This is a genomic window from Aquabacterium sp. OR-4 (assembly GCF_025290835.2).
Taxonomy (GTDB): domain Bacteria; phylum Pseudomonadota; class Gammaproteobacteria; order Burkholderiales; family Burkholderiaceae_C; genus Pseudaquabacterium.
This window is the reverse complement of record NZ_JAOCQD020000002.1, coordinates 726,187-741,387: the sequence shown is the minus strand read 5'-3', so window position 1 is coordinate 741,387 and position 15,201 is coordinate 726,187. Positions and strand designations below refer to the sequence as shown.

Genomic DNA, 15,201 nt, shown 5'->3' with positions numbered 1-15,201 from the left:
AATACCAAATAGACAAGGCAGTCAACGCCGGTGCGCTGGCTCGGGCCGCCTTGACGGTTCAGACCAGGGTGTGAAAACCTGGGGGCGAGGAGGCCGTGCACGGGTGGCCCAGGCTTTGGCGTCGGTATATGACCAATTGCGATCCACTTCAGGCGCGGCATTGATCGGCGACAATCGCCGCTCCAACGCGCCGGCTTCGTGCCCCCGAAGCCGGCGTTGTCATTTTCACGGGGTCATGTCGAGGACAACCATGCACAAAAACCTCAGGCGCGCAGCCATGGCTGCGGCGTTCTGTGTCGCCCACCCCCTGCACGCCGGCGCGCAGCCGGCACCCGCGGCACCCACGGCGCCCCTGCAGGCCTGTTTCGTCTATGTCAGCCCGGTCGGCCAGGCGGGCTGGACCTACCAGCACGAGCAGGGCCGCCAGGCCATGCAGCAGGCGCTGGGCGCGGCGGTGAAGAGCCGCTTCGTCGAGGCGGTGCCCGAAGGCGCCGACAGTGAGCGCGTGATGCGCGACATGGCGCGCGACGGCTGCGGCCTGATCTTTGCCACCAGCTTCGGCTACCTCGAGCCGGCGCTGCGTGTGGCGGCCGAGTTTCCGGGCGTGAAGTTCGAGCACGCCGGCGGCTACAAGACCGCGGCCAACCTCAACACCTACAACGCGCGCTGGTACGAGGGCCGCTGGCTGGCCGGCTGGCTGGCCGGCAAGCAGAGCAAGAGCGGCGTGGCGGGCTACGTGGCCGGCTTTCCGGTGCCCGAGGTGGTGCAGGGCATCAATGCCTTCACGCAGGGCATGCGCGCGGCCAACCCCAAGGCCGAGGTCAAGGTGGTGTGGCTCAATGCCTGGTTCGACCCCACGCGTGAGCGCGAGGCGGCGCTGAGCCTGGTGGCCCAGGGCGCCGACGTGCTGACCAACCACTCGGGCTCGCCGGCCGTGCCGCAGGCTGCCGAGGACAAGGGCGTGCTGCTGCTGGCCTACCAGAGCGACATGCGCCGCTTTGCGCCCAAGTCCCAGCTGGCCTCGGTGGTGCAGCACTGGGGGCCGTACTACACCCAGGTGGCCAAGGCCGCGATTGCCGGCCAGTGGAAGCCGCAGCCGGTGTGGGGCGGCCTCAAGGACGGCGGCGTGCAACTGGCCGCGGTGAGCGAGGCCCTGCCCGCTGCGGTGCGCAGCGAGCTGGAACGCAAGCGCGCCGACATCGTGGCCGGCCGCCTGCTGCCCTTTGCCGCCCCGCTGGTCGACAACGCCGGCCGCGTGCGCCTGGACAAGGGCGCACTGCCCGATGCGCAGATCGCGCAGATGGACTGGTTTGTGCAGGGCGTGACCGGCAGCGTGCCGGCACGCTGAGCGGGCCGGCGGCCGGCCGTCAGGCCAGCCGCTCCGCCTGCGGCCCGAAGGCGTAGGCGTCCATGCCCAGGCAGCCGTAGGTGAGGCTGTCGTGCAGGCGCCGTGCCGGCACACGGCCGGCGGCGCCCGCGGCCACGTAGAAGGGCAGCAGGTGCTCGTCGGTGGGGTGCATCAGCGCCGCATGGGGCGCCTGGCGGCGGTAGTCGAGCAGGGCGTCCCAGTCGCTGTCGGTGCCGGCCGCGCTGCGCTCGGCAAACCAGTGGCGAAAGGCCGCGCTCTCGGCGATCTCGGGCGCGTCGAGGGCCGGCATGCCGCCGGCGCGGGCACCGAACACCAGGCGCAGGTTGTGGGTGAGGCTGCCGCTGCCGTAGATCAGCACGCCTTCGGCGGCCAGCGGCGCCAGCGCCTGGCCCAGCGCAAACAGCCGCGCCGGGCTCCAGTCGGGCGGAAAGCCCAGCGGCAGCACCGGGATGTCGGCCTCGGGCCAGGCAAAGCGCAGCGGGCTCCAGATGCCGTGGTCGAGCCCGCCTTCGGGCAGCACATGGGCCGGCAGGCCCGCACCCTGCAGCAGCGCGGCCACGCGCTGGGCCAGCGCCGGGGCGCCCGGGGCGTCGTAACGCAGCCGGTACAGCGCCTCGGGAAAGCCTGAAAAGTCGTGGATCGTGCTGTGCCGGGCCGCCGCCATGAGCACCGGCTCGCGGGTCAGCGTGTGCGCCGAGATCGCGAGGATGGCGCGCGGCGGCCCGCCCTGGGCGTCGATCTGCCGGCCCAGCGTCTGCCAGAACGGGCCGGCCGCGCCAGGTTCCAGCGCCGTCATCGGCGAGCCATGCGACAGATAGATCGGCGCAAGCGGTGCGGCAGTGGCCGCGGCGGGGCGGGGAGTGGGATGCATGGCGGCATTACAGCAGCGGTCGCCCGGCGCGGCGTTGAGCGGCGCTGCATGCGGCGTTCAATCGCGCCGCAAGGCGCCGCCGGCCCTGCAGGCCGCAGGCGTCGCGCGCATCGTGTACCGTGCGGCCCCATGTCGACCGACGCTGCATCCTCCGCCCCGGCTGCCCCCGTGCTGCCGGCTGTTCCTCCGCTGAAACGCCTGCCGGTGTCGGTCTGGGCGATGGCCTGGCGCCAGACTTGGCGTGACGCCCGCGCCGGCGAGCTGCGCCTGCTGATGGTGGCGGTGATGCTGGCCGTGGCCGCGCTCAGCGCGGTGGGCTTTTTTGCCGGTCGGCTGGACGCCGCGCTGGCGCGCGACGCGATGCAGCTGCTGGGTGGCGATGCGGTACTGGCCAGTGACCAGCCGCTGCCGCCCGAGTTTGCCGCCCGGGCACGCGCACTCGGCCTGCGCGTGGCCAGCCACGCCAGTTTTCCCAGCATGGCGCGGGCCCCCGATGAACGCGGCGGCGATGCCCGCCTGGTGGCGCTGAAGGCGGTGAGCGACGGCTATCCGCTGCGCGGCAGCCTGCGCGTGCGCGAGCGCAGCGACGGCCCCGAGCAGGTGCTGCAGCGTGGCCCGGCGCGCGGCATGGTGTGGGTGGATGCGGCCCTGCTTGATGTGCTGCAGCTCGACATCGGCGAGACCCTGTGGCTGGGCGAGCAGCGCCTGCGCATCGAGCGCACGGTGGCGCGCGAGCCCGACCGCGGTGGCGGCTTCTCGAGCTTTGCGCCGCGGCTGATGATGCATGCCGACGATCTGGCCGCCACCGGCCTGGTGCAGCCGGCCAGCCGCGTGACCTGGCGCATGGCGGTGGCCGCGCCGGTTCGCGAGGGCAGCGACCGCGGCGTGGCCGACCCCGGTGTGCGCGAGTTCGTGCGCTGGGCCGAAACCCAGGTGGCCACGGCCGGGCTGCGCGGCGTGCGGGTGGAATCGATCGACGCCGGCCAGCCGGCGATGCGCCAGACACTCGACCGCGCGCAGCGCTTCCTGAACCTGGTGGCGCTGCTGGCCGCGCTGCTGGCGGCAGTGGCGGTGGCGATTGCCGCCCGCGACTTCGCGCAGCGCCATCTGGATGACTGCGCCATGCTGCGCGTGCTGGGCGCACCGCAGCGCGCCATTGCCGGCGCCTATGCGCTCGAGTTCGGCGCGGTGGGCCTGGTGGCCAGCGGCGCCGGCGTGGCGCTGGGTTTTGCCGCGCACTTCATCTTCGTGCGCCTGCTGGCCGGCCTGTTTGACACCCAGCTGCCGCCGGCCGGGCCGCTGCCGGCGCTGTTTGGCCTGGGGGTGGGGCTCACGCTGCTGGCCGCCTTTGGCCTGCCGCCGGTGCTGCAGCTGGCGCGGGTGCCGCCGCTGCGCGTGATCCGGCGCGACGTGGGCGGCCTGCGTGTGGCCTCGGTGGGCGTGCTGCTGGCCGGCACCGCCGGCTTTGCCGGCCTGCTGCTGGCCGCCTCGAGTGATCTGCGCATGGGGGCCATGGCCGTGGGCGGCTTTGCCGTGGCGGTGGCGGTGTTTGCGCTGCTGGCCTGGGCCGCGGTGCTGCTGCTGCGCCGCGTGGTGCCCGACAGCGCACCACGCTGGCTGGTGCTGGCCACGCGCCAGCTCTCGGCGCGGCCGGGTTTCGTGGTGCTGCAGGTCTCGGCGCTGTCGGTGGGCCTGCTGGCGCTGGTGCTGCTGGTGCTGCTGCGCACCGACCTGATCGGCGCCTGGCGCAAGGCCACGCCGGTGGACGCACCCAACCGCTTCGTCATCAACCTGCAGCCCGAGCAGGGCGACGCCTTTCGCGCCGCGCTGCAGGCCGCCGGTGTGAGCCGCTTCGACTGGTATCCGATGATCCGCGGCCGGCTGGTGGCCATCAACGGCCGCGCGGTGCAGCCCGCGCAGTTCACCGACGAGCGGGCGCAGCGCCTGGTCGAGCGCGAGTTCAACCTCAGCCATGCCGCGGCGCTGCCCGATCACAACCAGGTCGTCGGCGGCCGCTGGACGCCCGACGAGCGCAACGGCCTCAGCGTGGAGCAGGGCCTGGCCCAGAGCCTGGGCCTGAAGCTGGGCGACAGCCTGAGCTTCGACATCGCCGGGCAGACGCACGAAGGCCGCATCACCAGCCTGCGCAAGGTCGACTGGGGCTCGATGCGGGTCAACTTCTTCGTGATGTTTCCGCAGGCGCGGCTGGACGGCGTGCCCGCCACCTACATCAGTGCCTACCGCGCACCCGACGCGTCCAAGGTGCCGGGCTTCGACCGCGCGCTGGTGCGGCAGTTTCCCAACCTCACCAATGTCGACCTCAGCGCCTCGATCGCACAGGTGCAGCAGGTGCTCGACCAGGTCATCCGCGCGGTCGAGGTGCTGTTCGGCTTCACGCTGGCTGCCGGCGTGGTGGTGCTGTTTGCCGCGGTGACGGCCACGCGCGAGAACCGTGCGCGCGAATACGCGGTGATGCGCGCCGTGGGCGCCGGCAGCCTGCTGCTGCGCCGCGTGCAGCGCGCCGAGCTGCTGGGTGTGGGCGCGCTGGCCGGCTTGCTGGCCTCGGTGGCGGCGGTGGTGCTGGGCGGGCTGCTGGCGCAGCGGGTGTTCGAGTTCAGCTGGGCGCCGGCACCGTGGGTGCCACTGGCGGGCCTGGTGGCCGGTGCGCTGCTGGCCTGGGCGGCCGGCTGGTGGGGCCTGCGCGAGGTGCTGCGCCGCCCGGTGATGGAGACCTTGCGCCAGGCGGCGCAGTAGCGCGGCCTGCAACTGAGGCTGCAGTGGCCAATGCGGCCTGCGCCACCAGCGGCAACGCCCGCGGCGTGATTCACGCGGCGGGCGTTGCAGGCCCCGGGTGAGGCCCGGGGCAGGGAGGAGCAGGGCCCTCAGGCCAGGCGGAAGCCGCTCACCACCGAGGTCAGGCGCGTGGCCTGCTCGCGCAGGCTCTCGGCGGCTGCAGCGCTTTCTTCCACCAGTGCGGCGTTCTGCTGGGTCATCTGGTCGAGGCTGCCGATGGCGCCGTTGACCAGGCCGATGCCCGAGCTCTGCTCGGTGGCCGCGGCACTGATCTCGCCGATGATGTCGGTGACGCGCGAGACGCTGCTGACGATCTCGCTCATCGTGCTGCCGGCGTCCTGCACCAGGCGCGAGCCCGACTCGACCTTCTCGACCGAGGCGCCGATCAGGCTCTTGATCTCGCGCGCGGCCTCGGCCGAGCGCTGGGCCAGGCTGCGCACCTCGCCGGCCACCACCGCGAAGCCGCGGCCCTGCTCGCCGGCACGAGCGGCTTCGACCGCCGCGTTCAGCGCCAGGATGTTGGTCTGGAAGGCGATGCCGTCGATGGTGCCGATGATGTCGGAGATCTTCTTGGACGACTGGTTGATCGCGTCCATGGTGCTGACCACCTGGCTCACCACCTCGCCGCCGCGGCGTGCCACGCTTTGCGCGCTGGCGGCCAGCTGGTTGGCCTGGGCGGCCGAGTCGGCGCTCTGGCGCACGGTGCCGGTGAGCTGCTCGATCGAGCTGGCGGTCTGCTGCAGGTTGCTGGCGGCCTGCTCGGTGCGCTGGCTCAGGTCCTGGTTGCCACTGGCCACCTCGGCGCTGGCGGTGCCGATCGACTCGGCCGCCTGGCGCACGCCCTGCATGGTGCTGGCCAGCGTGCCGCGCATGGTTTCCACCTGCTGCATCAGGCGGCCGATCTCGTCGCTGCGGTCCACGTGCACGGCATGGCTCAGGTCGCCCTGGGCCACGGCCTCGAGGCTCTGGCCCAGCACGGCCAGCGGCTGCGAGACACCGCGGCGCAGCATCCAGGCCAGGCCCAGGCCCAGCACCAGCGAGGCACTGACAAACAGTGCCACGAAGGGCAGCATGGCCGCGTAGTGCGGGCGCATGGCCTCGGCGTCGCTCACCTCGGCCACCAGCCACCAGCCCGAGCCCTGGGCCTTGCGCACCACGGCCCAGCGGCCGTCACCGGCGGCCAGCAGCGGCACCGGCAGGGCCTGCGGGCCGCTGTCGGCGCCGGCATCGGCCAGCATGGCCAGCGACTTCTCGGCGCCGGGCCAGGCTTCGCTGACCTTCTTGCCGCGCAGCGTCGGGTGGGCCACGAACACCGCATCGGCGGGCGACTTCTTGGGGTCGATGATGGCCAGGCCGCCGGTCTCGTAGAGCTTGCCCTCGGCCACCATCTTGTCCAGCGTGGTCTGGAACGCCGACAGGTCGAAGCCGATGAACTGGATGCCCACCACCTGGCCGGCAGCGTCCTTCACCGCCTGGTAGCGGGTCATGTAGTGCTTGCCGAACAGGAAGGCGCGGCCGACATAGCTTTCGCCGGCCATCATCTTCTTGTAGGCCGGATGGCCGCTGCCGAGCAGGGTGCCCATGGCGCGGTCGCCGTTTTCCTTCTTCAGCGAGGTGGTGACGCGCTGGAAGTCATCGCCCTTGCGCGCAAAGATGGTGGCCACGCCACCGGTGCTGGCGGCAAACCTGTCCACCAGCGTGAAGCTGCCGTTGAGCAGCTCACCCTTGTTGCGCAGCTCGCCGCTGGCGGCGTCGAGCACGAAGTCCTTGCCGAAGCTGTCGGCAAAGCTGGTGTAGAAGCGCTCGGCCACCTGGCGGGCGGCCTCGTCGAAGGCGTCGAGTGACTGGGCGGCGGAGTGCGCGCGCTCGGTGGCCAGACGCTGCACATGGCCGCGGGTTTCGTTGGCCGTGGCCCAGGCCATGACGCCGCAAATGCCCAGCATCACCACGGCCACGGCGCCGGCACCGCTGAGCGCGATGCGGCGGGCCAGGGAACCGGGGGCGGCGGCGTTGCCGGGGACTGGAATGGCGGAGGACATCGAGGCGTTTCCTTGGTCGAAGAAAGCGGGGGGCACAAGCGGCACGGCAGGCCACGAGCCTGCCGTGCCCGGGATCAGAAGGTTTCCCAGTCGTCGTCGCCGCCGGACTTGCCGGTTGGCACGGCCGAGCGTGCACTGCTGTCACGCGCCTGGCCGATGGCCGACTGGGCCACCTCGGCCGGTCGCGGCGCTGCGGCGGCGGCCGGTCGGGGCGCGGCGGGGCGGGCAGCGGCCGTGCTCGGGGCACGGGCCGCCGTGGGGGCGGCGGGCGCCCGTGCCACGCTGGGCGCCGGGCGGTGGGCCACGGCGCCAGCCGCCTGGCTGCCCGCATTGACCTTGAAAGTGCTCACCACCTCGGCCAGGCGCTTGGCCTGCTCGCGCAGGCTCTCGGCGGCGGCGGCGCTTTCTTCCACCAGCGCGGCGTTCTGCTGGGTCATCTGGTCGAGGCTGCCGATGGCGCCGTTGACCAGGCCGATGCCCGAGCTCTGCTCGGTGGAGGCGGCGCTGATCTCGCCGATGATGTCGGTGACGCGCGAGACGCTGCTGACGATCTCGCTCATCGTGCTGCCGGCGTCCTGCACCAGGCGCGAGCCCGACTCGACCTTCTCGACCGAGGCGCCGATCAGGCCCTTGATCTCGCGCGCGGCCTCGGCCGAGCGCTGGGCCAGGCTGCGCACCTCGCCGGCCACCACCGCGAAGCCGCGGCCCTGCTCGCCGGCACGGGCGGCTTCCACCGCCGCGTTCAGCGCCAGGATGTTGGTCTGGAAGGCGATGCCGTCGATGGTGCCGATGATGTCGGAGATCTTCTTGGACGACTGGTTGATCGCGTCCATGGTGCTGACCACCTGGCTCACCACGTCGCCACCACGCTGGGCCACGCTTTGCGCGCTGGCGGCCAGCTGGTTGGCCTGGGCGGCCGAGTCGGCGCTCTGGCGCACGGTGCCGGTGAGCTGCTCGATCGAGCTGGCGGTCTGCTGCAGATTGCTGGCGGCCTGCTCGGTGCGCTGGCTCAGATCCTGGTTGCCGCTGGCCACCTCGGAGCTGGCCACCTGGATCGACTCAGCCGCCTGCTGCACCTGGCTGACCACACGGCGCAGCGAGTCACGCATGTGGGCCAGCGAGCTGAGCACCTCGCCGATCTCGTCCTTGCGGGTGGTGTCGATGTCGACCGTGAGATCGCCTTCGCCGATGCGGCGCGCGGTGGCGGCCAGCTGGGTCATCGGTGCGCTGATCGAGCGCACGGTGAGCACCGCGCCCACGGCCATGCCCACCACCACCAGCAGCATCACGCCGACCACGGCCCACACCGTCTTCATGCGCTCGCGGCCCACGGCCTCGAGCAGGGCTTCGCCACGCTCGCGCTGCAGCTTCACGAACTCGGCCTGGGCGGCCGTGTAGGCCTCCATCTTGGGCTTCATCTGGCCGTCGAGCGCGGCGGCGGCTTCGTCGTCCTTGCCTTCGCCCTTGAGCTTGCGCACCGTGTCGCGCGCAGCGATGTAGGTCTTGCGGGTGTCGGCCACCTTGGCCAGCGCAGCCTTCTCCTCGGGCGTTTCGGCCATCGATTCGATGCGCTTTTGCAGCTCGGAGATCTGGGCCGAGGTGGCCTCGATCTGCGGCTTCAGCGTGCTGGCCACCTTGGGGTCGCTGCCGACCACGCCGGCGATGGTGCGCGCGGCGTTGGCGGCCGTCAGGCCCTGCCAGTTGGTGGCGTCCTGCAGCTTGTTGAGCTGGGCTTCCTGGCTGGCCGAGGACGCGGCAATGCTGCCGCGGATCTGCACCGCCATGACCGTGGCCAGCGCGGCCACGATGGTGAGCTGGACGATGGTGGGCAGCCACAGCCGCGTGGAAAGTTTCATCTGCATCTTTGACTCCCGGGCGCGATGAAGGCGTTTACGTCGCTAGGAAATGATTTGGAGAGAGAGAGAGAACGGGTGCGCCCGAGTGGCGAGGCGCCGCTGGATCAGGTGCCCACCTGGTCCAGCAGACCCATGTCGGCGCTGCCCATCAGCGCTTCGATGTCCATCAGGATCAGCATGCGTTCGCTGACGCTGGCGATGCCGGTGATGAAGTCGGCTTCCACCGTGGTGCCCATGGCCGGCGCCGGGCGGATGCTGTCGCCGGCCAGCTCCAGCACGTCGGACACCGAATCGACCACCGCACCCACCACGCGACCGCGCAGGTTCAGCACGATGACCACCGTGAAGGGCGTGTAGTCGGCGCTGTCGCAACCCAGCTTCAGGCGCAGGTCGACGATGGGCACGATGACGCCGCGCAGGTTGACCACGCCCTTCAGGAACGACGGTGCGTTGGCGATGCGCGTGGGTTGCTCGTAGGAGCGGATTTCCTGCACGCGCAGGATGTCGATGCCGTACTCCTCGGCGCCCAGGCGGAAGGTGAGGTATTCGCCGTTGTGTGCCTGCAGCGAGGGGGCGCGCTTGCCGGCGGCCTCGATGGCGCGCTGGGCCTCGTGGCGGGCGACGGCTGCGGCGTCGGTGATCATGTCCATGGCGGGAGGTCTCCAGTGGGATACGGGGCGGTGGATGGGCTGACGGGGCGTAGGCCTGTCGCTGTTATCGGCGCGGCGCTGGCGGGTTTGAGGCGCTGGCAGCGGGCGGACTTGCGGCGCAGGCTTGCATGCAGTGGCGGCGTGAATCAGTGCACGGTGTGGGCTTGCGCCAGCCTGCAGCGGCCCCGTTGCCGGTGGGCGGCCTGGCCGGCGCCGTCAGGCTCGCGGCGGCAGCCGTGGCCGCCGTGGCAGCCGTGGCAGCCTCGGCAGCCGGGGCGCACCGGCCCGTCACCAGGCTGATGGCCGGGTGCGTACTGGAGCGGATCGAGACGCCTGGCTTCCAATGCATGGCCGCGGACATGGGGGGGCTCCACAGGGCGGGTACTGCAATCAGGAGACCGGTTCGAGCCGGCGCCGGTCTGGCGGGCGCCGGGGTCGGGCCGGATGCGGGCGGCCGGAGCGCCGCTGTCGGTGGCGGGCCTGGCGGGCGGGCGACGTGCGGGCGACGGGCGCGCCGGGGCGCGTGCGCCGCCCGTTCGATCAGAAGGTTTCCCAGTCGGTGTCGCCGTTGGCGGTGGCCGTGGCTGGCGCCGCGGCCGGCTTGGCGGCGGGGCGCGGGGCCGCCGGGGCGGCCGCAGCCGCCGCGCGCGGTGCCGGCGATGCCGCCGCTGCACGGGCGGGAGCGGGGGCCGGGGCCGGGCGGTGGCTCACCGTTGCCGCGGCGGCGCGCACCGGTGCGGCCGGCGGCGCGCTGGCCGTGGCCGGCGAGGCGTCGGCACGGAAGGTGGCCACCATCGAGGCCAGGCGGTCGGCCTGCGACTTCAGGCTCTCGGCGGCGGCGGCGCTTTCTTCCACCAGCGCGGCGTTCTGCTGGGTCATCTGGTCGAGGCCGGTGACGGCGCCGTTGACCATGTTGATGCCCGAGCTCTGCTCGGTGGCCGCGGCGCTGATCTCGCCGATGATGTCGGTGACGCGCGAGACGCTGCTGACGATCTCGTCCATCGTGCTGCCGGCGTCCTGCACCAGGCGCGAGCCCGATTCGACCTTCTCGACCGAGGCGCCGATCAGGCCCTTGATCTCGCGCGCGGCTTCGGCCGAGCGCTGGGCCAGGCTGCGCACCTCGCCGGCCACCACCGCGAAGCCGCGGCCCTGCTCGCCGGCACGGGCGGCTTCCACCGCCGCGTTCAGCGCCAGGATGTTGGTCTGGAAGGCGATGCCGTCGATGGTGCCGATGATGTCGGCAATGCGCTTGGAGGCGCTGTTGATCTCGTCCATGGTGCTGACCACCTGGCGCACCACGTCGCCACCGCGCTGGGCCACGTTTTGGGCGCTGGCGGCCAGCTGGTTGGCCTGGGCGGCCGAGTCGGCGCTCTGGCGCACGGTGCCGGTGAGCTGCACGATCGAGCTGGCGGTCTGCTGCAGGTTGCTGGCGGTCTGCTCGGTGCGCTGGCTCAAGTCCTGGTTGCCGGCGGCGATCTCGGCGCTGGCGGTGCGGATCGAGTCGCTGGCATGGCGCACCTGCACGATGGTGCTCGACAGCGACGCGGCCATGCGGGCCAGCGCGGTCATCAGCTCGCCGAACTCGTCGTGGCGGTGCACGCTGCCCTGGGCGCCGAGGTCACCACCGGCAATGCGGTCGGCCAGGGCCACGGCCTCGCGCACCGGGGTGCGGATGCTGCGGATCAGGGCCAGCGTGCCGGCCATCATGCCGGCGATGATCAGGCCCACGGCCACGGCGGCGATCACCACCGTCTGGCGGCGGTCGGCGGCCACGCGCTCGCGGGTGGCCTTGGCGGCGTCTTCCTGCAGCGTGACGAAGTCGCGCAGCGCCTGCAGGTAGGTGTTGGCCTGGTTGCTGAAGCTGCCGGTGGCCTCGGCGCGGGCCTCGTCGAGCTTGCCGTCCTTGCGCAGCGCGACCACACGGCCGTTGGCGTCAAGCACGCTCTGGCGCAGCTGGCCGATCTTGTCCATCTGGGCGCGCTCGGCGTCGCTCAGCGGCATGGCCTTGAACTGCTTCTGGATCTCGGTGATGCGCGCGATGGCCTTGTCGTTGGTGTCCTTGAAGGCCTTGGTCACGGCCTCGTCGGGGCTGATGGCGCCGGCGATGGCACGGTTGACCGCGCCATCGGTCAGGCCCGACCACTGGCCGGCCATGCGGATCTTGTGCTCGACCTCGCTCAGCGCGCGGTCGGCCTCGGCCTGCGAACTGGCCGATCGAAGGGCGGCAAAGCCGATCAAGGCCAGCAGGGCGGCGATGAACAGGCCGACCACCAGCCACAGCTTGGCGGCAATGCGCAGGTTCTGCAGGTTCATGGGATGCAATCTCGTCAGGGGGCGGGCCGCCGGTCCGGCGTTGGCCGGCGGCGGCCCGTGAGGCTCAGGTGCGGGTGCGGCGCACCAGCGACAGGATGTCCAGGATCAGCGCCACGCGGCCGTCACCCATGATCGTGGCGCCCGACACATCGGGCACCTTGCGGTAGTTGGCCTCGAGGTTCTTCACCACCACCTGCTGCTGGCCGAGCAGCTCGTCGACGAGCAGCGCCACGCGCGTGCCCTCGCTCTCGACCACCACCATGATGTTGCTGACATGCTCGAAGTCGAAACGCGGCACCTCGAACACCTTCTCGAGGTCGATCACCGGCATGTACTCGCCGCGCACCTCGACCACGCGGCCGGTGGTGCCGATGGTCTTGACCATGTTGTCCTGCACCTGGAACGACTCGACCACCGAGCCCAGCGGCAGGATGTAGCACTCCTCGCCCACGCCCACGCTCATGCCGTCCATGATGGCCAGGGTGAGCGGCAGGCGCACCTTGACGCTCATGCCGTAGCCCTCGGCGGAGTCGATGTCGACCGAGCCGCCCAGCGCGGTGATGTTCTTCTTCACCACGTCCATGCCCACGCCGCGGCCCGACACGTCGGTCACCACGTCGGCGGTGGAGAAGCCCGGCGCGAAGATCAGGTTCCAGACCTCGTTGTCGGTCATCGTGTCGGGCGCGTCGATGCCTTTCTCGCGCGCCTTGGTGATGAGCTTGTTGCGGTTCAGGCCCTTGCCGTCGTCGCGCACCTCGATCACGATGCTGCCGCCCTGGTGGCTGGCAACCAGGGTGATGGTGCCGTTCTCGGGCTTGCCCCTGGCGGCACGGTCGGCCGGGCTCTCGATGCCGTGGTCGCAGCTGTTGCGCACCAGGTGGGTCAGCGGGTCGGTGATCTTCTCGACCATGCCCTTGTCGAGCTCGGTGGCTTCGCCCTGCGTCAGCAGGTCGACCTTCTTGCCGAGCTTGGCCGCCAGGTCGCGCAGCATGCGCGGGAAGCGGTTGAACACCATGCTCATCGGGATCATGCGGATCGACATCACCGCTTCCTGCAGATCCCGCGTATTGCGCTCCAGATCGGCCAGGCCGGCGCCCAGCTGCTGGTGCAGCGCGGCGTCGAGGTTCTTGCTGTTTTGCGCCAGCATGGCCTGGGTGATCACCAGTTCGCCCACCAGGTTGATCAGCTGATCGACCTTCTCCACCGCCACACGCAGCGTGGCGGCGTCGGCGGCCTGCGGCTTGGCCTCGGCGCGCGGTGCGGCCGGCTTGGCGGCGGGCTTGGGCGCCTCGGCGGCGGCCGGGGCGGCCTGCGCGGCTTCGGCCGCCGGCGCGGCACCGGCGGGTGCGTCGCCGGGGGCGCCCGGCGCGTTGTCGAAGAAGCCGTAGCCCGCCGGCGGCGCGGCGGCGGCATTCGCCGGGGCGCCCGGCGCGCCTTCATGGAAGCCGTAGCCCGCGCCCAGCGGCAGCAGGGTCACGGCCTCGCGCGGCACGTGGAAGGTGAACAGGTCCAGCAGATCGTTGTCGGCCGACGAGGTGACCACCTTGAAGCGGCGCATGCCGTCGGCCGGGCGGCCGGCGTCCAGCGGCTCGATGGTGCCCAGGCCGTCGATCTCCTTGAACAGCTCGGCCAGGTTGTCGGCGATCGCCGGGTCGTCCAGCACGCCCACGCGCAGCTCCAGCGTGCGCAGGCCGTCGGCAACTGGCGCGCTGGCGGCCACCGGGGCCGGCGCCGGGGCGGGCGCGGCGGCCGCGTGGGCCGGGGCGGCCGCCGGTGCCGGCGTGCCACCGGCACACAGCGTGCGGATGGTCGACAGCAGCTCGGTGGTGTCGGGCACGTCCTGGCCGGTGCCCTGGTGGCGGGCCAGCAGGGCCTTGAGCGCGTCGCCCGCGGCCAGCAGCACGTCCACCATCTGTGCGGTGGGGGTCAGCTCGTGGCGGCGCAGCTTGTCGAGCAGGGCCTCCATCTGGTGGGTCAGTTCGGCCACGTCGCTGAAGCCGAAGGTGGCGGCGCCACCCTTGACCGAGTGCGCGCAGCGGAAGATGGCGTTCAGCTCTTCGTCGTCGGCAGCGCTGACGTCGAGTTCGAGCAGCATCCGCTCCATCGTGTCCAGGTTCTCACCGGCTTCTTCGAAGAAGACCTGGAAGAACTGGCTCAGATCGATACCGGCGGACAGGTGTGCGCCTTCGTTGCTCATGTCACCCATGACTGGGGTCTCCCGAAATTGATGCGAGGGGCAAGGTCGTGGCAGATGCGTGTGATCAGCGAATGACCTTGCCGATCACCTCGATCAGCTTGGCGGGATCGAAGGGCTTGACCAGCCAGCCGGTGGCGCCGGCGGCGCGGCCGGCCATCTTCATCTGATCGCTCGACTCGGTGGTCAGGATCAGGATCGGCGTGGCCTTGAACTTGGGGCTCTCGCGCAGCTTCTTGGTCAGCGAGATGCCGTCCATGCGGGGCATGTTCTGATCGGTCAGCACCAGGCTGAAATCGCGCTGGCCGGCCTTTTCCCAGGCGTCCTGGCCGTCCACGGCCTCGACGACGTTGAAACCGGCGTTCTTCAGCGTGAAGGACACCATCTGGCGCATGGAGGCGGAATCGTCGACAGCGAGGATCGAGTGCATGGTTTTCTCCGGGAAATCTGAGGGCTTGATTGGGGGGCGTTACTGGGATGGGCGGTGGAACTAGAACAACTCGATTGATCCGGCGTCCATCTCGTCCTGGGTCACGGGATTGGGCCGCAGCGGTGCTTCTTCCACCACGGCGGAGCCCATGTCGTCGTCCCCCATCACATCGTTGGCCAGGCGGTCGGCACAGCTGCGCAGGCGGCGCTGGGTGTGACCGATCAGCTGCCATGCCATGTCCTGGAACTGCATCGCCGTGACGGCGCCGCCCAGGTGCTGCATGGCCTCGTGCAGTCCCTCGGACTGCAGTTCGGGGTGTTTGGCGGCAGCACGCGCCAGGCGTGTGACCTGGGCCGATGCGCCATAAAAATGGCCCATCAAGGTCTCCGTGGCGTCGGCCAACAGGCGCTGCAGTCGGTCCAGGTCGTTCTGGGCCACCATCAGGCTGTCCTGCAGGTCGGCCGCCACGGTCAGGCTTACCTCGGCACTGGGTACCTGCGGTGTCAGTTCATCGTCGGGCATCGTCACTCCACGTTCGCGGCCACCCTGCCGGGATTTCCGGACAGCAAGGGCTTCGCGATTTTTCGGCCCAGCGACCGGAAACATTAGCTTGAACACCACCGTCAACACGGTGCATTTGCACACCGTGCGGGCAGGGCGGTCGGCAGGCGTGGCCTTTGCCATAC

Annotated in this window: 10 protein-coding genes; 2 read left to right on the top strand and 8 right to left on the bottom strand. The window is 71.2% G+C overall.

Annotated features, from left to right (window positions below; genetic code table 11):
* The first annotated feature begins 250 nt into the window (after positions 1–250).
* Positions 251–1,348: a BMP family ABC transporter substrate-binding protein gene (locus N4G63_RS15540; RefSeq protein ID WP_260786364.1), complete on the top strand. Its 1,098-nt coding sequence runs from the start codon at positions 251–253 to the stop codon at positions 1,346–1,348.
* Positions 1,349–1,367: 19 nt separating this feature from the next.
* On the opposite strand, the gene N4G63_RS15535 is transcribed toward N4G63_RS15540, so the two are convergent.
* Positions 1,368–2,240 (bottom strand): DODA-type extradiol aromatic ring-opening family dioxygenase, encoded by an 873-nt coding sequence (locus tag N4G63_RS15535; RefSeq protein WP_260786363.1) that lies wholly within the window; start codon positions 2,238–2,240, stop codon positions 1,368–1,370.
* Positions 2,241–2,459: 219 nt separating this feature from the next.
* Between N4G63_RS15535 and N4G63_RS15530 the strand changes: the two genes are divergently transcribed.
* Positions 2,460–4,994, top strand: a complete 2,535-nt coding sequence (locus N4G63_RS15530; RefSeq protein ID WP_260786717.1) for an ABC transporter permease — start codon at positions 2,460–2,462, stop codon at positions 4,992–4,994.
* 128 nt (positions 4,995–5,122) lie between these two features.
* Here N4G63_RS15530 and N4G63_RS15525 read toward each other — a convergent pair whose 3' ends face one another.
* From N4G63_RS15525 to N4G63_RS15495, 7 genes are all read right to left on the bottom strand, one after another.
* Complete coding sequence (locus tag N4G63_RS15525) at positions 5,123–7,072, bottom strand: methyl-accepting chemotaxis protein (RefSeq protein WP_314599909.1); 1,950 nt, start codon at positions 7,070–7,072, stop codon at positions 5,123–5,125.
* Positions 7,073–7,146: 74 nt separating this feature from the next.
* Complete coding sequence (locus N4G63_RS15520; protein WP_314599908.1) at positions 7,147–8,934, bottom strand: methyl-accepting chemotaxis protein; 1,788 nt, start codon at positions 8,932–8,934, stop codon at positions 7,147–7,149.
* Between the two features lie 98 nt (positions 8,935–9,032).
* Complete coding sequence (locus N4G63_RS15515; protein ID WP_260786362.1) at positions 9,033–9,578, bottom strand: chemotaxis protein CheW; 546 nt, start codon at positions 9,576–9,578, stop codon at positions 9,033–9,035.
* 540 nt (positions 9,579–10,118) lie between these two features.
* Positions 10,119–11,891: a methyl-accepting chemotaxis protein gene (locus N4G63_RS15510; protein WP_260786361.1), complete on the bottom strand. Its 1,773-nt coding sequence runs from the start codon at positions 11,889–11,891 to the stop codon at positions 10,119–10,121.
* Between the two features lie 64 nt (positions 11,892–11,955).
* Positions 11,956–14,097 (bottom strand): chemotaxis protein CheA, encoded by a 2,142-nt coding sequence (locus N4G63_RS15505; RefSeq protein WP_260786360.1) that lies wholly within the window; start codon positions 14,095–14,097, stop codon positions 11,956–11,958.
* A 55-nt stretch (positions 14,098–14,152) separates the two neighbouring features.
* Complete coding sequence (locus N4G63_RS15500; RefSeq protein WP_260786359.1) at positions 14,153–14,515, bottom strand: response regulator; 363 nt, start codon at positions 14,513–14,515, stop codon at positions 14,153–14,155.
* Between the two features lie 60 nt (positions 14,516–14,575).
* Entirely contained in the window at positions 14,576–15,199 is a 624-nt protein-coding gene (locus tag N4G63_RS15495) for a hypothetical protein (RefSeq protein ID WP_443112061.1), read from the bottom strand.
* Positions 15,200–15,201 lie beyond the last annotated feature (2 nt).